This window comes from Mesorhizobium sp. 1M-11, assembly GCF_001303895.1.
GTDB lineage: Bacteria > Pseudomonadota > Alphaproteobacteria > Rhizobiales > Rhizobiaceae > Mesorhizobium.
The window spans coordinates 13338-34236 of the sequence record NZ_LJSD01000032.1 but is presented as its reverse complement, the minus strand read 5'-3'; the positions used below and the strand labels follow the sequence as shown (position 1 = coordinate 34236).

Genomic DNA, 20899 nt, shown 5'->3' with positions numbered 1-20899 from the left:
TTGCGCAAAACAAAGAGTTAGAGCGTTTCCGCAGAACCGGAAACGCTCCACGCTCAAAAGCGCCCGGCAATCAGTGTCCTGGTCGGCCCGTCTTGCCTGGTCGGCGCTTCTGTCTGGCCTTGTCCGCCGGGTCCTCGTAGGAGCCGATGCCCGCGCGTTCACGCACGATCGGCTTCACATCCTCCGGCTTGACCGGACGCGCGCCTTCGACCGGTTTTTCGGTGCGTCGCACCGTCATCTCGTCGAGCGAGTTCTTCCTGAACAGCGACTTGCCATCATTATCGCTCACGCTTTCGCCACTGCGCGGCTCGCTCCGCGCGGGGGCCTGTTGGCCACTCCGGCTTCGCCGGGAATCATCCGGCGTGCCATAGTCCGAACCGTGGGCTTCGGCAGCCGACTGCTTCTTGAACAGCGAACGCGAGATCGCGCCGGCCGGCGTCGGCTGGTCGGTGCCCGGACCCATGTCGTCGATCGAGGGCTTCTGGAACAGCGGCTTCTTGGCTGGTACGGCGCCATCGGCACCCATCTCGTCGAGGTGCGGCTTGCGGAAGAGGTTGGGCCGGGCGGCCTTGGCTGCTTCTTCGGCGGCGCGCGCTTCGTCGAGCTTTCGGAAACGCTCCTGTTCCTCGGCCGTACGATGTTTGGCCACGCCCTTGTTGTGCCTGCCCTTTTCGCGGCCCGAAGCCGGGCTCTGGCCTTCCACTTCGCGCGCCAGCGGGTCGTCGGAAATGGCCAGTTCCATCTCGCGCAGTCGCTTGATTTCGTCTCGGATACGGGCTGCCTTTTCGAAGTCGAGATTGGCGGCGGCATCGCGCATCTGCTTGTCGAGCGCTTCCAGATGGGCCTTGAGGTTGTTGCCCATCATCGCGCCGGCGCTGTCGGTGAACTGCGAGATGTCGGCGCGGACATGATCCTTCTCGTAGACCGAATCCAGGATGTCCGCGATGCGCGACTTCACGCTTTCCGGCGTGATGCCGTTGGCGGCGTTGTACTCCATCTGCTTCTCGCGGCGGCGGTTCGTCTCCGCCATTGCGCGTTCCATCGAACCGGTCACGGTGTCGGCATAGAGGATGACCTTGCCGTCGACATTGCGCGCGGCGCGGCCGATGGTCTGGATCAGCGAGGTTTCAGACCGCAGGAAGCCTTCCTTGTCGGCGTCGAGGATGGCGACGAAGCCGCATTCGGGAATGTCGAGGCCTTCACGCAGCAGGTTGATGCCGACCAGCACGTCGAACGCGCCGAGGCGCAGGTCACGGAGGATCTCGATGCGCTCCAGCGTGTCGATGTCGGAATGCATGTAGCGCACGCGGATGCCGTTCTCGTGCAGGTATTCGGTCAGGTCCTCGGCCATGCGCTTGGTGAGCACCGTCACCAGCGTCCGGTAGCCCCTGGCCGTGGTCTCGCGGATTTCGCCGACGACATCGTCGACCTGGCTCTTAGCCGGACGCACTTCGACCGGCGGGTCGATCAGGCCGGTCGGGCGGATGACCTGCTCGGCGAAGACGCCGCCGGACTGCTCCAGTTCCCAGGTGCCGGGCGTGGCGGAAACACCAACGGTGAGCGGGCGCATCGCGTCCCATTCCTCGAAGCGCAATGGCCGGTTGTCCATGCAGGACGGCAGACGGAAGCCGTATTCGGCCAGCGTCGCCTTGCGTCGGAAGTCGCCCCGGTACATGCCGCCGATCTGCGGGATGGTGACGTGGCTTTCGTCGATGAAGATCAGCGCGTTGTCCGGCACATATTCGAACAGCGTCGGCGGTGGATCACCGGGATTGCGGCCGGTGAGATAGCGCGAATAGTTCTCGATGCCGGCGCAGCTTCCGGTCGCCTCCAGCATTTCGAGGTCGAAGCGCGTGCGCTGCTCCAGCCGCTGCGCTTCCAGCAGGCGCCCGGCTCGTTCGAGTTCGACCAGGCGATGCTGCAGCTCTTCCTTGATCGACTTGATGGCCTGGTTGAGCGTCGGCCGCGGCGTCACATAGTGCGAGTTGGCGTAGATCTTCACGCTTTTCAGTTCACCGGTCTTGGTGCCGGTCAGCGGGTCGAATTCTGTGATCGACTCGATCTCGTCGCCGAACATGGAGATGCGCCAGGCACGGTCCTCGAGGTGGGCAGGGAAGATCTCGATCGTATCACCGCGCACGCGGAACGAGCCGCGCACGAAGTTGGCGTCCTGGCGCTTGTATTGCTGCGCGACAAGGTCGGCGAGGAGCTGCCGCTGGTCGAGGCGGTCGCCGATCGTCATCTGGAAGGTCATCGCCGTGTAGGTTTCGACCGAGCCGATACCGTAGATGCAGGAAACGGACGCCACGATGATGACGTCGTCGCGCTCAAGCAGTGAACGCGTCGCCGAGTGGCGCATGCGGTCGATCTGCTCGTTGATCGAGCTTTCCTTCTCGATATAGGTGTCCGTTCGCGGAACGTAGGCTTCCGGCTGATAGTAGTCGTAGTAGGAGACGAAATATTCGACTGCGTTCTCGGGGAAGAATTTCTTGAATTCGGAATAAAGCTGGGCGGCCAGCGTTTTGTTCGGCGCCAGGATCAGGGCAGGGCGTTGCGTCTCCTCGATGACCTTGGCCATGGTGAATGTCTTGCCCGAGCCGGTGACGCCGAGCAGAACCTGCGTGCGATCCTCGTTGGCAACACCTTCGACCAGGTCCTTGATCGCCGTCGGCTGGTCGCCGGACGGCTTGAATTCGGTCTCCATCTTGATGGCGATACCGCCTTCGGATTTCTCCGGGCGTTCGGGGCGGTGCGGCGTCCACAGCACGCCGTTCTTATGCAGCGGGTTGCCGCTCTCGATCAGGTCGGCCAGCGCCTGAACAGTGGCCGTAACGCCCGAATTGGACAGGGAGGCGGCTTCCTCGAGGCTGATATCGAGACCGGCGACCGGGTTGAGACCGGCAGCAGCCCGCTCCTTGGCGGAAGCAGCGCCACCCATGGAAGTCCCCCGCGCCGTGCGGGTCGGCGCAGCACTTTTCTCCGGCACTTTCTTGGGCTTGGGGGCAGCCTTCTCGGCTTCCTTGGAGATCTGCTCGGCCCAATCCGAAATTGAGCCACCCAAAGGCGCGCCGGTGAATTCGGTTTGCTGCGTTTCCTCGAAGCCGCCGCGACGCAACGGTTCCGACGCGTCGAGGAAGTCGGTCACGCCATTGCCACGCTTGCGCGGTGCGGAACGATCCTCCGGGCGAGGCGGGTTCTTTTCAGGGGATTTGGCCATACCCCGAATATGGGAGGAGTCCGCCGAAATGGAAAGAGGCTGGAGGCCGCGAGCTGGCCTTCAGCCTCAATGTCAGCCGGGCTCCTGACATCAGGTTGTCAGGAGTGGATCACGGACAGGGGAAGCCCGGTGCGATCTTGCATTTTCCAGGGCGCGGCTTGGGCGGCCGTGGCTTCCAACCAGGGCGATGCGGCGGTCTTTGCCAATGCGGTGGGCGATATGGTGGTCGCACGACGATTTTCGGCGCAATGACCACTGCAGGCGGACGGCCGATATAGTTGCTCAGGAAATTGGCAGAGACCCAGCCGGATAGGCCTGCTCCACCGACGTTGCACCAATTGTCCTCACAGCCGCGCAGGTTCACACGGGTGCCTGCCGTCAACGTGCCGAGCTTGGCATAACCGGTCCCCGGTCCGGAGCGCACATTCACGTTGCCGGTGGTGTGCGCGCTGGCGGCCAGTGCCGGCGCGGCGACTGCGAGCCCGCCGAGCAGGGCAAGGGCCGCAACCAGTTTATGAAGCATCGTCCCCTCCATAATGTTTGGACGGCGCATATTAGCCCGCTTGAATGCAGCCGCCAGTCCTGCCTTGAGTTATGGTTAGGGCCGGGCCGGACGGGATGGGTCGTCACGGCTGGACCGCCACAGTCACCCCATCTGCTCCATTCAGCTGGCGTGCCTCAACACTATCTTTTCCGCATTGGGGACGGGGAGGGGCCGGGACCGGGATCGTATTCGGCTGGCGTTCGGTCAGCCTCATTCTTCTGGGAGGAGGAACCATCGTGACAAACCTGCAGGATGTCTATGTCCAATCCGATGCGCTCGGCGTGGCCGAACTGGTGCAGCGTGGCGAAGTCTCGCCGCTGGAGGTGGTCGAGACCGCCATCACATTGATCGAACAGCTCAATCCCCGGCTCAACGCGGTCGTCCATCGGCTCTACGATATGGGGCGAGCGATGGCGGCGAAAGTCGACCGCAAAGCTCCGTTCGCCGGCGTTCCGTTCCTGGCCAAGGAACTCGGCAGCTCGTGGCAGGGTGCACCGCTGACCAATTCGTCATCGTATATGAAGGACCTGGTGGCGGAGACGGATTCCGAAACGGTGCGCCGCGCCAAGGCGGCAGGATTGGTACTGGTCGGCAAGTCGAATGCGCCGGAAAACGGCTGGTCGGTCTCGACCGAGCCGAAACTCTACGGCGCCACCATCAACCCATGGAAGGAGGACATCACTGCCGGTGGTTCCAGCGGCGGCACCGCAGCGGCGGTGGCGTCGCGCATGGTGCAGATCAGCGAGGCCAGCGACGGTGCGGGTTCCATCCGCGTCCCAGCTTCCTGCTGCGGCATTGTCGGTCTGAAACCCTCGCGCGGTCGTGTCACGCTCGCTCCGGACGGCGATTTCTGGTATGGCGGCGCCTATTTCCTGTGCCATTCGCGCACGGTGCGCGACACGGCAGCCTATCTCGATGCCGTGGCCGGCGCGCTGCCTGGCGACGCCTATGTGCCGCCGAGACCCACCGAAAGCTGGCTGGAACTGTCACGGCGCGCGCCGAAGCGGCTGCGGGTCGGTTACACGGTCACCGCCAACAACGGCACGCCTGTCGATCCGCAGGTCAAGGCCACCGTGTTGGCCACCGCCAAGTCGCTGGAAAGCCTCGGACACGATGTCGAGGAGCACGATATGGCGCTCGACGGCAACGACGCCTGGAGCACCTATTGCCACATGGGGCCGGTCGAAACGGCGGCAATGTTCGAAAACCTGGCTGGCGCAATCGGACGGCCAGTAACCCGGGAGGATGTCGAACCGATCACCTGGGCGGTGATCGAGCGTGGCCGATCGATCAGTGGGGTCGATCACGTGCGCGATGTCGAAAAGCTGCGTCAGCTCAGCCGGGCGATCGCACAGGATCTTTCGCCCTACGACATCTACCTCACGCCGACGCTGACGCAGCTGCCCCGCCCGATGGGGTACTACGACATGTCGATGACCGATCTCGACCGCTATAATGCCAAGTGGGCAGATGCCGGCTTCGCCTATCCATTCAACATTTCCGGCCTGCCCGCGATCTCGCTGCCGCTTGGCTGGTCTCAGGAGGGCATTCCGATCGGCGTGCAGCTTGTCGGCCGTTATGGCGATGAGGCGGCCGTGCTCGCGGTTTCGAGCCAGCTCGAACTGACAATGCCGTGGAAGGATAAACGCCCTCCGATCAGCGCTTGAGGAGTGGACGCGATGGCTCCTGACTGAGTCTGGCCATCGAAAGCTCCAATCCTGACACATTTCCAGCCTAAGAACAGGTCTCTCGGACGGCTGTCAGCCGAGGCTAAACCGCTGTGGGCGTTACATAACGAAGGCCTGAAATGAACCGTGATCAGGTCCCTATTGCGGTGCAACATAGCGGACCATAATTTGCGGCCGTCTTGGTGAGCGGCAGGGGCGAACAAAGACAGGCACGCGCGAAAATCCCACAAGGATGGTCGCCGTGGCCAGTTCCGATTGGAGTACGGCTTGGTACCGGCGGACATCGCTCTCGCGGCTATTCACGTGTCGCGAAAACCGGCTCGCCTTGCGGCGATAGGCGCGGTTTCACCCGCTGGCGCGAAATGTGCTCGCGATGACCAGGCATTCCGCGCGAGCCTTTTTTCTTTTCGCATGATCCTTGTCCGAAAAGTCTGCAACTTTTCGGAATCATGCTTTGGAGCCAGCGTCGCCGCATGAGCAGCATCACGGGACGCCTCGTCAAGGGAAGCATGTGGCTCAGCCTGTCCAGGGCGATCGTCAATGGACTGGCGACGCTCTCGACCTTCGTGCTGGCATGGTATCTCACACCTGCCGATTTCGGCCTCGTGGCGCTGGCCACGACAATGCTGCTGATCGTCGATACGGTCACCCAGATTTCGCTTTCCGAGGCGCTGATCCGCCACAAGGCGCCGGATGAATCGCATTTCAGCGCGGCATGGACGCTGAATGCCTCGCGCGGATTGCTGCTTGGCCTGCTGTTCGCAGGCTTCGCCTATCCGGCAGCGCTCCTGTTCAACGAGCCGCGGCTGACCGGCGTCATGCTGGCGCTCGGCGCCAGCATCCTGCTGGGAGGACTCATCAATCCGCGCCGGATCATGCTGCAGCGCGACCTGATCTTCTGGCAGGAGTTCGTGCTCGCGGTCTCACAGAAGCTCACGGGCTTCGTCGCAGCGGTGGCGATCGCCATGATCTATCACAGCTACTGGGCGCTGGTGATCGGCACGCTGGTGAGCCAGGCGACCAACGTGGTTGTTTCCTACATGGTGTTGCCGTTCCGGCCCAGGATCACGTTCCAGCACATGAAGGAGTTCTTCTCCTTTTCGGCCTGGCTTACCGCTGGCCAGATCGTGAATACGCTCAACTGGCGTTTCGACTACCTGCTTGTCGGCAAGATGCTCGGCGGCTCCGCGCTCGGCTATTATTCGCTGGGCAGCAACCTGGCGATGATGCCGACGCGTGAGGCGACCATGCCGCTCACGCAGACGATCTATCCCGGCTTTGCCAGCATTCGCCATGATCCGGCCCGTCTGGCCGCCGCCTATCAGCGCGTGCAGGCACTGGTCGCTGCGATCGCGCTTCCTGCCGGCATCGGCGTTGCGGTGATCGCGGATCCGCTGGTCCGGCTGACGCTCGGCGAAAAATGGGCACCGGTGATCTTCATCATCCAGGCGCTCGCCTCTGTCTTCGCTCTGCAGACCTTGGGTTCACTGGTGCAGCCGCTCGGCATGGCCAAGGGCGAGACGCGCCTTCTGTTCGTCCGTGACACCCAGATGCTGCTGGTCCGTGTTCCGGTGATGGTGGTCGGACTGCTCATGGCCGGTCTGCCGGGCGTGATCATTGGCCGTGTGTTCACCGGCCTGTTCAGCGCGCTGGTCAACATGATCCTGGTGCGTCGCTTCATCGGCGTCACCGTATCGAAACAGCTCTGGGCGAATGTACGGGCACTTGCCAGCATCGCGCTGATGGCCGCCGGTGTCGCGGTGGCGTCACATTATCTGGACTACACAACCGACAAGGTCGAACTCGCCAAGCAGTTGGCGATCCTGGTCAGCCTTGGAGGCTTTTTGTACTGCGCTTCCACCTTCCTGCTCTGGATCCTGATGGGTCGGCCCGAAGGGCCTGAGACCGAGGTCCAGAAAATCCTGGGCAAGATCTATTCGAAAGTCCGCCCCGCCTGACGATACGTGGCGACTGCGCGCCGGTCGTCCAACGAGCCAGATGGAGACATCCCATATGGAAACACCAATGACACAGAAATCAAATCTGGTCCTGATCAATGAATTGCAAGACAGGATCCATGACTGCCTCAAGGACTACCTGTCGATCGAGGAGCCGATGGCGATCCTCGACTTTCCGGACATCCGCAACTGCGGCGATTCCGCGATCTGGCTGGGCGAGATGGCCTATCTGAAGGACCGCTACGGCAAGCGGCCGGCCTATGTCTCGCGGATCGACGATTTTTCCGCGGAGGAGCTGGAACAGGCGATGCCGAGCGGGCCGATCTTCATCCATGGCGGCGGCAATTTCGGCGACATCTGGGTTGCGCACCAGGATTTCCGCGAGCGCATCCTGGAGCGGTTTCCAAACCGCCAGATCATCCAGTTCCCGCAGTCGATCCACTACGCGTCGCCCGAACGCATCGAGGAAAGCGCGCGTGCCATCGCGCGTCACAAGAACTTCGTGTTGCTGGTGCGCGATGAGGAATCGAAGGCGTTCGCAGAAAAGCACTTCGACTGCCAGGTACGCCTTTGCCCCGACATGGCTTTTGCCATCGGCGCCATCAAACCGGCCGCGGCTGAATTTCCGGTTCTTGCGATGCTGCGATCGGACAAGGAGAAGGCGGGCAATCTCGATCTCTCCGCGTATGGCGATATTCCGGTCGAAGACTGGACGAGCGAATCCGCGCGCAGCGTGCGCGTCTCAAAGGCGATCGGCGCGGCATCCGGCTTGCTGTCGCTGAAGGCGGGCGAGGTGCGCCTGCGCAAGCTCGACGCGGCGGCGCACAACCGCTTCCAGCGTGGCATTCGCCAGATATCGCGCGGGCAGGCCATCGTTACCGATCGTCTGCATGTTCATATCTGCTCGCTGCTGATCGGACGCCCGCACGCCGTTCTGGACAACAGCTATGGCAAGGTGCGGCGTTTCATGAGCGCCTTCTCGGGCGGAACCGATCTCTCCTACAAGGCAGAGTCGCTCGACGACGGCATCGCCTGGGCGCGCAGCCAGGCTGGACAGAGGATCGCCGCATGAGGCGGCCGGTGCCGGAGAGCCATGGAGGCAAGCTGCGATGAGCCTCGTCACCTTCATCATTCCAGTCCGGCATCAGGACAATGCCCGCGATTGGGGGCTGCTCAAGGCGAACCTTACCCAGACCGTCGCGTCGATCTCGAACCAGACGAATGGCGACTGGCAAGGGATCATCGTGGCCAACGAAGGCGCGGATCTGCCCGACCTGCCGGCAGGTTTCAGCGTTGTGCGCGTGACATTCCCGCCGAATGTCCTGCACGAGATCGACAAAGCCAATGTCGAGGATGTCTATGACGCTTTCCGTGCGGACAAGGGCCGACGCGTGCTGATGGGCATGCTGGCCGCGCGCGACAGCGGCTTCTTCATGATTGTCGATGACGACGATTTCGTCAGCGCCCGCATCGTCGAACATGTGGCGGAAAATCGCGGCGCCAATGGCTGGACGATCGACAAGGGCTACATTTGGGACGACGGCGGCAAGATCCTGCTGGGGTATGACGACTTCAGCCATCTGTGTGGAACCTCGCTCATCATTCGTGCCGCCCTTTACAGCTTGCCAGAACGTTTCGAGGATGCGTCGCTGGACTGGATCAAGTCGATGTTGGGCAGCCATGTCCGCATTGCCGATATCCTGGCCAACAACGGCACACCGCTGGCGCCGCTGCCGTTCCGCGGCGCTGTCTATCGCGTTGGCCATGCCGGCTCGCACAGCAAAGCGCCCAGCCTGCTGGTCAAATATTTCCTGAGCTGGGAAGCGCTGAAGCGACCGCGGCGTCTGCTGCGCAACATGGGCAAGCTTCGCCTGGTCGACGAGAGCGCAAAGCGGGAGTTCTTCGGCCAGCCAGCCTAGAGTGTTTCCGTTTTCACGGAAACACTCCAACTCTTTGTTTTTACGCAATTTCGGGCGGAAAACCGTTGCACACTTTTCCCGGAATTGCTCCAGCGCCTTCGCTTCCTCTTCGTGAAGTGCTACTTCACCTGATACGGCCGGACGGATAAACCGGGGCAAACGAACCGGGCTGCGCGTGTCGAACTATCCGCTTTCCTACAAGCTATCCTGGCTGCCGCGCTTCCTGAAGCCGTCACTCGATGGCAGCGGACGGGATTTTGCGCCGCCCTCGGCGCAACTGATGTCTCCGATGCCGGCAAGGACAATACGGCTCGCCTTCATCGGCGATATTTCGGCAGTCGCCTCCAGGCAGGCGCCGGCATGCGATCCCACATTGAAGGCACTACTCGGTTCTGCCGACCTGGTGATCGGCAATTGCGAGAGCCCGGTGGTCGGGCGCGTGCGGGCCAGGTTCGGCACGTGGGTCGGAACGCACCATGCCATGGAAGAGGCTTTCCTCGCCGATGCGATGGCCGCGGTCGGTATCCGGCACGAGCGATCGGTGCTGTCGGTCGCCAACAATCACATGCTCGACCAGGGCGTCGAGGGTTTCGCAGAGACGATTGATGCGTTGCGGCACCTCGGCGTGCAAATTATCGGTGCGGCAGACCGCGGTCCCGTGCAGCGGGTCGATGCAGGCGGCCTCACCATCGGTTTCGCCGCCTTCACGGTGTGGCGAAACGCTTCCGAGGCGCTGTTTTCAGGCCGTGTGTCTGCTGAGACCGACCCGAAGCTGTGGCCTGCGGGCAGTTTGGAGGGCGCGGATCTCCTGTGCGCCGTACCGCATTGGGGCTGGGAATTCCGGCATTTTCCGCAACGGGAAACAATGGTGCTCGCGCGACGACTGGTCGAACACGGTTTCGGCCTGATTGCCGGGCATCACGCACATGTCCTGCAGCCGGTCGGCCTCATCGGGCAGGTGCCGGTCGCCTATGGGCTGGGCGACTTCCTCGGCACGGCGCTGGCACGCCAGCCCTGGCCGGGACGTATCGGCGCTATCCTGACTGTCGACGTGAGCGCTGAACCGGAGAGCCTCGGCAAAGTCGCGGCTTACAAGATGCATCCCTTCATGCGGCTGCGTGATGGCAGGCGCGAGCGACTGATGCCAGTGACAAATCTCTCCGGAGCGCTGCGTGCACGCGTCGAAGAGCGGCTGGCACGCGTTCTGGGAACTGCTCAGCCGTAGCGCAATTTCATGGCGACGATGGCGGCAACCAGCATGAAGGTAAAGCCGTTGGCGAGGATGACCGGCCAGGAGCCGATCAAAAGACCGTAAAGCGCCCACAGCAGGATGCCGAAGGCGAGGACGCCGGTGGTGACGAGCGAGATATCACCGGCGCGGCGCTCGCGGGCGATCTTGGCGACCTGCGGAATCCAGCCGACCGTCGTGATGAAGGCAGCGACCGCGCCGATAATTTCGACCGAGGGGTGCAAGACGTAAACTTTCAGAAAGACCGGCTGGGAGCGCCGATTGAACCGGTCCAATATGCCAGAAAGCGCGATTCTTGGGAAGAGAGGCGCGCACTGGACCAAAGAAGAAGTGGGCCTCGTCGAAGGGGCTGAGTAAAAATGTTCCCGGGGCATGAAATTTCATCCTAACCATTTGAAATAGAACGAGAAATCACATTCTGCCCCCAATTTCCTCGAGCTTTCGGGGACATTCGATGGCTTGAACGCAATGGCTGCGTTGCCGTTCGAGAAGTGCGCGAAACGTCTCCTTTCATTGCATAAAACCGGCTGCGCTTTGCTGTGGGAAGGGGCTCGACGCGCAATTGTGTCTGAAATAAGCATATGATTTCATTTAACAAAGTTATCGAATGTGATTTGGCTGCGATGCAGTGGGCTCCTTAGCCTTTGGATGTTCCGCCGTTTCGCTATGCTGCAGCCGTTTCAGCAAAGTCTGGCCGGGACGCTTCCGACCCTAAAAAAACGGAGCTCTGACCATGAATAAAGTCATCAAGACGGTCATCGCGACCGCTTCCGTCGCCCTGTTTGCGCTGGCCAGCTCGGCCTATGCGGCGACCGTGCAAGGCACGATCAAATCCATCGACCCCGACACCAAGTCGTTCACTCTGGACGACGGCAAGATCTATCAGCTTCCGGCAGAGTCGACGGTCGACAAGCTTCAGGTCGGCATTAAGGTGGCGGTGACCGTCGACGACAAGACAGGCATCGTCACGTCGATCGTCAAGTCATCCTGACTCAGGGGCGGGCATCCAGGCGCCGCTGAGGCGCGTGTTCCCCATCTTCCATACCATTCGAAGAAAGCCGGCTGTGCAGGCCGGCTTTCTTCCGTTAGCGGTGCCGTCAGCCGTCCGGCTGCGGCTATGGTCTTTGCCGCGACCCCGCGCTATCGGTTGGAAAACGAGGGGGCGCTATGGCCGAGCACGGTACGGAAAATCGTCAAAGCGGCTGGCGGCCCACCCGGCGGTTGCTGCTCGGCGCGACGGTAGTCGGTGGCGCCGTCTTGTGGGGAGGCAACACGGTGGCGCGGCTGACGCGCAGCCCATCCTCCGCAAAGGATGCCGGGCGCGTCGCAGACGTGGATGGCTACGCGTTGTCGCTGAAGCCGTTGGAAAATGCGCCGATCCATGACGCCGGCTTGGCCTGGCTGACCAAAGGCGGGACGGTAAACGATGCCAGCGGGCTTTCCCGCACGCCTGTCTACGGCATGGTCGAGGTGAGCAGCGATGGTGACGTGGCCAAGGCGCTGGCCTTCGCACGCGCCAACGGTCTGAAGGTCTCGATGGCGGCAGTCCGGCATTCTATGGGTGGGCATGCCTTCGACGACAATGCGCTGGTCCTCGACATGCGCAAATTCAATGCCGTCTCAGTCGACGCTGCGGCGAAGACGATGACGGTGCAGCCAGGTGCTACCTGGCACGATATCCAGAATATCCTGCATCCGCGCTTCGCGGTGAAGGCGATGCAATCGACCGATATCTTTTCCGTTGGCGGTTCGCTGTCGGTGAATGCACATGGCATGGACCATCAGGCCGGCTCCGTGGCCGGCTCGATCCGATCCCTGCGCGTCATGCTGGCCGATGGTTCTGTCCTGACATGTTCGGGATCTGAAAATGCCGATCTGTTTCGTCATGTCGTCGGTGGCTATGGGCTGTTCGCGGTGGTGCTGGAGGCAACGCTCGACATCGTCGACAACGCCGTCTACCGCACGACCCGCGAAATCATAAAATCCGAGGAGTTTCCACGATTTTTCAATGAGGTTCTGGAGCCGAACCATGAGATCGGTCTGTTTTACGGCCATCTTTCGACGGCACCGGGGAGCTTTCTGGAAGACATGATCGTCTACCGCTACGAGACGGTGGCGGGGGTACCACCTGCGGACCAAGTCCCGATCGGGGAGCCGGGCGCGGTCGGCGTCAAGCGCCTGATCATGAACATGGCGAAGTGGGGCGGACCGTTCCAGGAGTTGAAGTGGTTCACTGAGAAGACGCTGGAGCCGCGCTTCGAGAACTGCACGGTGGCGCGTTCTGCCGCGATGGGGGAAGGCGAGGCTTGCCTGGTGACCCGCAACAACCCGATGCACGATTCCGTGCCCTACCTGTTCAACGATCTGGCGGGCGAAACCGACATACTCCACGAATATTTCGTGCCGCGTGCCGACTACAACGCCTATATCGGTGAAGTGCGCACCATCCTGCGCAGCCAATCCCTGCCGGTTCTGAACGCCTCGGTGCGGGTCGTGCACAAGGAAGACATCGCACTGAACTATGCGCCGCAGCCGGCCTTCTCGCTGGTTCTCTACATCAACCAGCCAACGACGGTGAGCGGCAATGCGCAAATGCGGCAACTGACGCGCGCGCTGATCGACACGACCATCCGATATGGTGGCCGCTTCTTCCTGCCCTACCAGTTGCACTACACAGGTGCTCAACTTCTGGCATCCTATCCGGAATTACCGCTCTTCCTGGCGCGTAAACGCAAGTACGATCCCGACGAGCTGTTTTCCTCGACTTTCTACAGGGCTTTGAAGGCACTCAGCCCCACCACCTGATGCAGCGGAGAGCTAAGATGCGACATAGTGCGGCGATGGTGATTGTTTCTGCCGTGCTCTTTTGCACGCCTGCGTTTTCCGAAGACCTCAAGGCTTACAAACTCACCGTCGATGGCGTCTCCGTCGATATCGATCCGGGCGAGGATGCCACCCTGGCCTTGCCGAACGGCAAACAGGCGCGCGTCAAGCTGGAACCCAATGCATTCGCGACCTTCAGCGGCGGCAATTTCTCCTTCGTGCACCCAAGCGGGGTAACGGTGACTAAGACCAACCTCTCCAAGGGGCTCGACCAGCATCTGATGGCTTCGGCGGTCGGCTCGATGGTCATCGTCCAGGAATACTCCGATATGAACCCGGTGATGCTCAACCAGCTCATGTTGCAGGAGATCACCAAGGAGTCGGTACGGGCGGGTGGAAAGCTCACGCAAAAGGCGGGTTCGCGAAAGCTTGCCGACGGCAAGGTGCTGAACGGGTTGAGCGCAACCGTTAAGACCCGCATCGACCGGGTCGCCTACGAGGTGATGAGCTACGGAACCACCGACCAAGGCGTGATCGTGATCACCAGCCTGGACGATGACAATGCCGAAGCCGACCAGCCAATGATCGACCGCTTCTGGCAGAGCCTGAAACTGCGTATGGACGAGTAGGCGATCTACCAGTTGCCCTGCAATTGCGCCGAAAGCCAGCCGGCAGAGCGTTTCAGGACCATGGCAGTGTCCGAGAAGGTTCGATCCAGCCTGGTCTTGACCAGTGTGTAGCCACTCTCTGTCCGATAGAGAATCGCGTCGCCGCCGTCGACATCGGGTTCGGCACTGGCATTGACGACCGGCGTTGGACGCCGGCCGATCGGGATTTCCGGCCGGCGCAGGCCAAGAGCCGCGATTTCATCATTGAGCGGAGCCAGCGCAACCTGCGGCGAAGCGGTAGAAACGGCCATCGCGGTCTGCGGCTGGACTGTGCGGCAGATGCCGGAAACCACTGGATAGCTGAATCCCTTGCGGTGGTGCAGCATCTGGTTTTTCATCGCTGCTTCGCAGTCGGCGATGGTCGACCATTTGGCCGGCGTTTCGCCGATATATTCGCAAAGCTTGGCGTCGCAGTCGCATCCCACGATGGTCATGGCGACAAGTGCGGTCTTGATCACGGCTTCGGCCCCTCGAAAATCCGAGGGCAAGATCGCTCGAGAACACGGCGGGATTTCGCTGCGATTGTGAAATCAGCGTGGCGCAGAAAAGATCAGTAGTCGTAGACGTGTTCCAGCTTCGCTCCGCTCTTGCCCAGGGCCGGAACGACCGTGTGCAGCTTGCGCACGGCGATGACAAGGCCGGTGCGACGTGAGGCAGGGTCGGCCGGCAGCTGATAGGTGAACAGCTCGCGCGCGCCTTCGGGAACGGCAACCGGATCGTTGGAAAGCACCGTGGCCATGATCTCGTCATTGCCGCCGATCTCGATGAAGGAAACACCCTTCTCGATCAGGCGCGGGATCATGTCCGTAAAGACCTGGTAGCGTTTGGTGACGAAGACGGCGCCGTCGGCACCGAGATCGCGTTCCAGCAATGTGTCGGGTTCGCCGCGCGTTGCTTCCGCAACCTGTCCCTTGGCCCAGACATGGATGTCGAGCAGCGCGGGATCGGATGTGGCGGCGAGCGCCTGCTTGATCAGGTCTGCATATCCCTGCTTGATCGTGTCGGCGAGACCAAAGGCGAGCTTGCGCTCGCCCGGCCGCACCACACCGTCGCCGGCTGCGGGTTCGATGGCAAACAACCCCGTTCGCTTTTGAGCATAGGGAAATTGGTACCACGGTACCTGGTCGAGGAAGGCGGCATATTCTGCCGCCACCTTGGCCTGGTAGTCGTCAACCGCCGTCCGCTGGCCGCCGATGGCTTCCGTAGTGCGGCCGGCCGTATTCTCATACGCCCACTGGATCGCGTGTTCGATCGTATGGCTGGTGCCGATGACGGCGAGCATCTGGTGGTTCTGCCAATTGAACGGGTAGACTGAACTGGCGCGGATCACCATGGCGTAATCTTGCCAGAAGCGACCGATATAGGACCAGTAGGGGAAGTCGCTCGGCTGGTCGTCTTTCACATAGCCGGCATATTCGCGCGCGGCATAGACGATTGCCCATTCCGGATAGGTGAGGAAGGTCGATTCTTCCGGCCGCTGGTAGCCGGGAATCTCGGCGCGCATCTTGTCGGCCAGTTCCTTTGATGGCGCGCCTTCGGCGACGCCAGGCAGGGGCGTCATGTCGAGTGCTGAGGTGGTGAGCCAGCCATAGGTGAGGCCGAGGACCGGGATGAGCAGGATAATGACGACCAGCCAGACGATCGTCTTCAAGATGCGTTTCAGCCAGCGCAGCATGAACATGGGCTCAAGCTGTCGCGAAGTGGTCGTGTATCCGTTTGGAAAGCCGGAAGCCGATATAGACGGCGATGCCGCCAATCAGGATATGCGGCAGGTTGGCGAAGAAACGCGCCGGGAATTCGATGTCGTTGAAGGAACGGAAGCCATTGATGAAGATGCCGCCGTCGAGGCAGCCGGAACCGGTGACGAGGCCGAGGAGGCCGTCGAACAGGTAAACCGAGCCGAACAGCTTGAAGTAGAACACCGACTGACGGTGCGAGATGAAGGCGGCAATCGCAGCCCAGACGCCGGAGAAGGCGTGCAGAAGATCATCGTACCACTGCAGCGAAAAGAGGCCGAAGAGGTAGCCATTGGCGTCGTTGAAGGCAGGAATATAGCCGATCGCCACGACGGCGAAGAACAGCACGGCATAAGCCAAGGCAAGCTTCTGGATCAGCGTCATGGAAGGTCCCTCTCCTCGAATGACGAGGGGACGATAGCCGATTCCGCTCTTGTGTGCAGCCATGGCTCGTCCAGTCACCGCGCGGTTGGGCGAGCAAGCCATCTGGAAATCATGTGCGTGAAGCGGGCCTAAAAACAGTTGGCGCCGGGATTTCTCCCAGCGCCTCCCTGTCAGACCAGGACCAGTCAGCGGCGGCAATTTCCGAAGGACATTGCACCTGCCGGCCTTGATTTTGACGACCCGTCCGTCCGCCTCCCCGGAGGGCTGCGTCCATTCCGGATCACGCCGGTCTCGACCCTTGCGGGCTTCGGTCGACGTGCCATCGAAGGTCTTCCCCGGCCTTCATGGCTCGCATCGGTCCGCCGTTGGCGTTCGCACGCTTTCCGCGGCCCCGCACATCACGGCTCTCGATCCTTAACAAGCAAGCCTGTTACTGATCTGCATGGTGCAGGCCTCAGGAGTTCCGCGTGGTTGCCGTTGTCTTTCGACCGTTCAATCCGTGGCCGCCTGAGATGATTTAACCATACGCCTGATCACCCGTATTCGAAACCGCCGACGGCCTGTGAATAGCGGGGTTATCGGGAATAACGCGTGGTAAGAGAGACTTTTTCGGGTAAACGGGACGGTTTTGCTTCGGCCAGATATTTTGCGTGCAACCGGCCAGCACTTGCCGAGTTTTGTGTGAGACGTTTCACTACGAATAGGACCACCGCAAGGGGAGACGCGGTTGAAGGTCGGCATCATTCTCAATCCGGTCGCCGGCGATGGCCAGCTGAAGCACGACTGGGCCGTCGTCGCGGCAACCGTCGAGCGTTATCTCGGCCGTTTCGAGATGCGTGAGACATTGGCGGAAGGGGATGCCGAACGGCTGGCGATCGAATTCGCAGCTGAAGGTTATGATCTCGTCATAGCGGCCGGTGGTTCCGGCACCGCAAGCGAGGTCGCGGATGGGTTGCTGCAGGCTGTCCGCGAGGGGCATGATCGCACTGCGCTGGGCTTGCTGCCCTGCGGTGCCGGAACCGATTTCGCGCGCGGGCTGAATCTGCCGGATGATGTCGACGCGATCCTCAAGCGGATCGCCGATTCTCACGTGCGAATGATGGATGTCGGGCGCATTTCCTACATCGATGATCACGGCGCTCTGGCCAGCCGGCATTTCATCAACATCGCCAGTCTTGGTCTGTCGGGTCATGTCGACCGCGCGGTGAATGCGGACAAGCGCAAGGGGCGCATTCCAGCAAAGGCTCTGTTTTTGTGGCGGACGGTCACGGAGTTCCTCAGCTACCGCTTTGACGACGTCGTCGTCACCATCGACGATGGTGAACCCATCGAGGGTCGTATCGCCTTGGTTGCTGTCGCCAACGGGCCTTTCTTCGGTGGCGGCATGATGATCGCGCCCGACGCTTCACTGGATGACGGACAGTTCGACATCGTCATCCTGCGGGCTGCCGGCAAGATCGCGCTCATGCGGGATATCCGCTTGCTCTATACCGGCCAGCACCGCAACCACCCGGCCGTCACAATCGGGCGCGGCAGGAAGGTTTTGGTCGAGCCGGCAGACGGTGCGGTTCACAACGGCGCGTTGGTGGATATCGACGGCGAGGCGCCGGGCCGCATCCCGGCGGAGTTCGAGATCGTGCCCCGTGCCCTGAAACTCAGGTGCTGAATCCGGAAATTGCAGCAATTTCCTGAAACGGTTCGGTTTTTCGCTGCGGCATGGACGTGCTTGCGCCTATGGGAACAGCGGGTCCGGCGCCATCTCCAGGTGGAGTTGCTTGCCGTCCCAGGGATGGGCCTCGCAGACCGTTTCGTTGAGTTCAACGCCGAGACCCGGCTCCTTCGAGGGAATGACCCAGCCGTCCTGCCACTCGATCTTCTTCTTGAGCAAGGTCGCGTGGAAACCGTCCCATTGCTTGAGGGATTCCAGGATCAGGAAGTTGGGCAGCGTCGCGGCAAGCTGGATATTGGCGGCACCCACGATCGGCCCGCAATAGCAGTGCGGCGCGATCTGGATATGATAGGCCTCGGCCATCGCCGCGATCTTCTTGGTTTCGAGAATGCCGCCCGAGCGGCCGAGATCCGGTTGCAGGATGGTGGCGGCGCGGTTCTCGATGACGCGGGCGAATTCGAACTTGGTGGTGAGGCGTTCGCCGGTAGCGATCGGGATGGAGGTTCCGCGCGCCACTTGCGCCATCACTTCCGGCATATCCGGCGGCACCGGTTCTTCGAACCACAGCGGGTCGTAAGGCTCGATGGCGCGGGCCAGGCGCAGCGCGCCGGAAGCGGTGAACTGGCCGTGGGTGCCGAAGAGAATATCAGCCCTGGTTCCGACCGCTTCGCGGATCGCCTTGACCATGCGGGCAGAGAGGTCGATGTCGAGAAGGCGCGGCTGATGCCCGTCGAAGGCGGTGTAGGGGCCGGCGGGGTCGAGCTTCACCGCGTTGAAGCCCTGCTCGACGTAGAGCGCCGCGCATTCGGCGGCGAGGTCGGGATCATTGTAGACGTTCCGTCCGCGCGCGTCCTCCGAATGGACGCTGCCCTCGTGCGGGTAGAGATAGGTGTAGGAGCGCAGCTTTTCGTGCACCTGGCCGCCGAGCAGCTTGTAGACCGGCTTGCCGGCCTCCTTGCCGATGATGTCCCAGCAAGCCATTTCGAGCGCCGAGAAACAGCCCATGCCCGACACGTCGGGGCGCTGGGTGAAGCCGGACGAATAGCAGCGGCGGAAAAAGCTCTCGACATCGTGCGGATCACGACCGACCAGATAGCGCTCCGCCATGTCTTCGATCATGCGGGCCGTCACGTGCCCGGAGAAGGTGGCGTTGTAAGCCTCGCCATAGCCGACGACGTTGGAATCGGTCGTCAGCTTGACGAAGATGAAATATTTGCCGCCGATCCCGGGTGGCGGATTGCCGACAACCCAGGTCTTTACGTCGGTGATTTTCATCGATTGTCCTCCAGAACCATTTCAGCGCCCTTCCACCCCGTCATGATCGAGGCGGCGTTGGTGTTGCCGGCGATGTTGTCAGGAAAGATCGACGCGTCGATGACGCGCAGACCGGTGATGCCGTGGACCCTCAACCGCGGGTCAACCACTGCATGAACAGGGTCCGGGCCCATGCGGCAGGTCGATACGGGGTGATAGACCGTGCCGGACCGTTTCCTGAAATCTTGAATCAGATCTGCATCGGAAGTGATTGAAGGGCCTGGCAAAACCTCTTCTGCAATAACGCTGGCGAGCGCAGGCTGAGCTGCGATCCGGCGCAGGAACTTCACCGCATCGAGCATTTCCGACACGTCCTCATTTGTCGAAAAGGCATTGGGGGTGATCCTCGGATATTCGAAAGGATCCTTTGAGCGGATCATGATTTCACCGCGGCTGGAGGGCCGGCAATTGGAGAGGCCGATGGAAAAGCCGGGCCAGGGGTCGGGCGACAGGATAGGCCGCTCGCCGGGTTTCGGCAGCACTGTGGAAAAGGCCTGGAAATAAAGCTGCATGTTTGGGCGCGGCTGACCGGGATCGGTGCGGAAGAAACCGCCGCCCTGGTTCATCGACATCGACAATGGGCCCGACCGCAGCACGAGATAGTGAAGGCCGACCAAAAGTTTACCCCACCATGGCCGCAGGATCTGGTTGAGAGTGGGCCACTTGGCCTTCCATGTGTAGTTGACGCCCTGGTGGTCCTGGAGATTGCGACCGACATTCTCCGCCTCCATCACAATGGGGATGCCAAGGCTGGACAACACTTCTGCCGGGCCGATGCCCGAGAGCTGGAGAAGCTGGGGCGAGTTGATCGAACCACCGGATAGGATCACCTCCCTGCCGGCGCGCGCTGTTTTTGTTTCGCCGTTCTGGACATATTCGACGCCGATGGCACGGGTGCCGTCGAACAGGATTTTCGTTGCCAGGGCATGCATTTCCACGCGGACATTGGCGCGTTTCATGGCGGGGCGAAGGAAGGCACGTGCGACCGACATGCGTCGGCCGTTCCTGGTGGTGATCTGGTAGATGCCGACGCCTTCCTGCGCGGCACCGTTGAAGTCGTTGTTGGCGGGCAACCCAGCCTGTTCGGCAGCCTTGAGGTAGCGTACCGTCAGTCTGTGAACACGGGCGCGGTTGTCGGTTACGTGGATCGGCCCGCCACGGCCACGCCACTGGTCCGCGCCTGCTTCATTGTCTTCGATCGCCTTGAAGAGCGGCAAGACATCGTCGTAACCCCATCCAGGATTGCCGGCGGCCGCCCATGCGTCGAAATCCTCGCGCGCGCCACGGATCCAGACCATGGCGTTGATGGAACTCGATCCACCCATGATTTTGCCGCGCGGCCAATGATCGGCGTTACCGGCAAGGCCGGGGTCTGGCTCGGTCCTGTAGTTCCAGTTCACCGCCGGATCGAAGAAGGTCTTGCCGTAGCCCAGCGGCATCTGAACGAAAAAGCGATGGTCGCTGCCGCCGGCTTCCAGAACCAGCACGGAAAAACGTCCCGAAGCCGAGAGTTTTTCCGCCACGACCGAGCCGGCTGAGCCGGAACCGACGATGATGAAATCATAGGTTTGCATGGTGATCGGCGGCGTTCGGTCCAACACTTTGAATCGACGCATCGTGCTTTCCGAAGATCGATTTCGATTTTCGGGCCGATGCGCTGGCCAGACTAGCTGTCGCATTCGTCGCCATCACCGGCACTTCCGGCATGCGGTGTGAGAAAAACGACCATA

At 61.6% G+C, this 20899-nt stretch carries 17 protein-coding genes; 9 read left to right on the top strand and 8 right to left on the bottom strand.

From position 1 onward, the window contains the following. Positions 1 to 70: 70 nt before the first annotated feature. Entirely contained in the window at positions 71 to 3217 is a 3147-nt protein-coding gene (gene uvrB, locus AO692_RS13340) for an excinuclease ABC subunit UvrB (RefSeq protein WP_054310541.1), read from the bottom strand. Positions 3218 to 3326: 109 nt separating this feature from the next. Next, the gene (locus AO692_RS13335) at positions 3327 to 3740 is read right to left on the bottom strand and encodes an SH3 domain-containing protein (RefSeq protein ID WP_054310540.1); all 414 of its coding nucleotides are present in this window, start codon (positions 3738 to 3740) and stop codon (positions 3327 to 3329) included. A 257-nt stretch (positions 3741 to 3997) separates the two neighbouring features. Between AO692_RS13335 and AO692_RS13330 the strand changes: the two genes are divergently transcribed. The 5 genes from AO692_RS13330 to AO692_RS13310 all read left to right on the top strand — a co-directional run bounded on the left by AO692_RS13330 (position 3998) and on the right by AO692_RS13310 (position 10551). Beyond that, complete coding sequence (locus AO692_RS13330; protein ID WP_244483356.1) at positions 3998 to 5428, top strand: amidase; 1431 nt, start codon at positions 3998 to 4000, stop codon at positions 5426 to 5428. Between the two features lie 494 nt (positions 5429 to 5922). Beyond that, on the top strand, positions 5923 to 7407 hold the full coding sequence (locus AO692_RS13325; protein WP_054310539.1) for a lipopolysaccharide biosynthesis protein: 1485 nt from the start codon (positions 5923 to 5925) through the stop codon (positions 7405 to 7407). 67 nt (positions 7408 to 7474) lie between these two features. Further along, complete coding sequence (locus AO692_RS13320) at positions 7475 to 8479, top strand: polysaccharide pyruvyl transferase family protein (protein WP_054310538.1); 1005 nt, start codon at positions 7475 to 7477, stop codon at positions 8477 to 8479. A gap of 37 nt (positions 8480 to 8516) precedes the next feature. Then, positions 8517 to 9326 carry a hypothetical protein gene (locus AO692_RS13315; protein ID WP_054310537.1) on the top strand — a complete coding sequence of 270 codons (810 nt, stop codon included), beginning with the start codon at positions 8517 to 8519 and terminating at the stop codon, positions 9324 to 9326. A 175-nt stretch (positions 9327 to 9501) separates the two neighbouring features. Then, positions 9502 to 10551 carry a CapA family protein gene (locus AO692_RS13310; protein ID WP_054310536.1) on the top strand — a complete coding sequence of 350 codons (1050 nt, stop codon included), beginning with the start codon at positions 9502 to 9504 and terminating at the stop codon, positions 10549 to 10551. Here the strand turns inward: AO692_RS13310 and AO692_RS33680 are convergent. Then, the gene (locus tag AO692_RS33680; RefSeq protein WP_054310535.1) at positions 10542 to 10799 is read right to left on the bottom strand and encodes a SemiSWEET transporter; all 258 of its coding nucleotides are present in this window, start codon (positions 10797 to 10799) and stop codon (positions 10542 to 10544) included. The genes AO692_RS13310 and AO692_RS33680 overlap by 10 nt on opposite strands. Before the next feature lie 509 nt (positions 10800 to 11308). On the opposite strand from AO692_RS33680, the gene AO692_RS13300 reads away from it, so the two are divergent. From AO692_RS13300 to AO692_RS13290, 3 genes are all read left to right on the top strand, one after another. Further along, positions 11309 to 11566: a DUF1344 domain-containing protein gene (locus AO692_RS13300; protein ID WP_244483355.1), complete on the top strand. Its 258-nt coding sequence runs from the start codon at positions 11309 to 11311 to the stop codon at positions 11564 to 11566. A 176-nt stretch (positions 11567 to 11742) separates the two neighbouring features. Then, on the top strand, positions 11743 to 13380 hold the full coding sequence (locus tag AO692_RS13295; RefSeq protein WP_054310534.1) for an FAD-binding oxidoreductase: 1638 nt from the start codon (positions 11743 to 11745) through the stop codon (positions 13378 to 13380). Between the two features lie 17 nt (positions 13381 to 13397). Continuing rightward, positions 13398 to 14027, top strand: coding sequence for a hypothetical protein (locus AO692_RS13290; protein WP_054310533.1), 630 nt, complete (start codon positions 13398 to 13400; stop codon positions 14025 to 14027). Positions 14028 to 14032: 5 nt separating this feature from the next. Here the strand turns inward: AO692_RS13290 and AO692_RS13285 are convergent, their stop codons facing one another. From AO692_RS13285 to AO692_RS13275, 3 genes are all read right to left on the bottom strand, one after another. Then, a complete protein-coding gene (locus AO692_RS13285) occupies positions 14033 to 14524 on the bottom strand; it encodes a hypothetical protein (RefSeq protein ID WP_054310532.1) in 492 nt (163 codons plus the stop codon). A 92-nt stretch (positions 14525 to 14616) separates the two neighbouring features. Next, entirely contained in the window at positions 14617 to 15741 is a 1125-nt protein-coding gene (locus AO692_RS13280) for a hypothetical protein (RefSeq protein ID WP_244483354.1), read from the bottom strand. Positions 15742 to 15751: 10 nt separating this feature from the next. After that, the gene (locus AO692_RS13275) at positions 15752 to 16186 is read right to left on the bottom strand and encodes a hypothetical protein (protein WP_054310530.1); all 435 of its coding nucleotides are present in this window, start codon (positions 16184 to 16186) and stop codon (positions 15752 to 15754) included. A 727-nt stretch (positions 16187 to 16913) separates the two neighbouring features. On the opposite strand from AO692_RS13275, the gene AO692_RS13270 reads away from it, so the two are divergent. Beyond that, on the top strand, positions 16914 to 17852 hold the full coding sequence (locus AO692_RS13270; RefSeq protein ID WP_054310529.1) for a diacylglycerol kinase family protein: 939 nt from the start codon (positions 16914 to 16916) through the stop codon (positions 17850 to 17852). A 66-nt stretch (positions 17853 to 17918) separates the two neighbouring features. Here AO692_RS13270 and AO692_RS13265 read toward each other — a convergent pair whose 3' ends face one another. After that, positions 17919 to 19130, bottom strand: coding sequence for a mandelate racemase/muconate lactonizing enzyme family protein (locus AO692_RS13265; protein WP_054310528.1), 1212 nt, complete (start codon positions 19128 to 19130; stop codon positions 17919 to 17921). Then, the gene (locus AO692_RS13260) at positions 19127 to 20743 is read right to left on the bottom strand and encodes a GMC family oxidoreductase N-terminal domain-containing protein (protein ID WP_054310608.1); all 1617 of its coding nucleotides are present in this window, start codon (positions 20741 to 20743) and stop codon (positions 19127 to 19129) included. The genes AO692_RS13265 and AO692_RS13260 overlap by 4 nt, the downstream gene beginning before the upstream one ends. Positions 20744 to 20899: the final 156 nt, after the last annotated feature.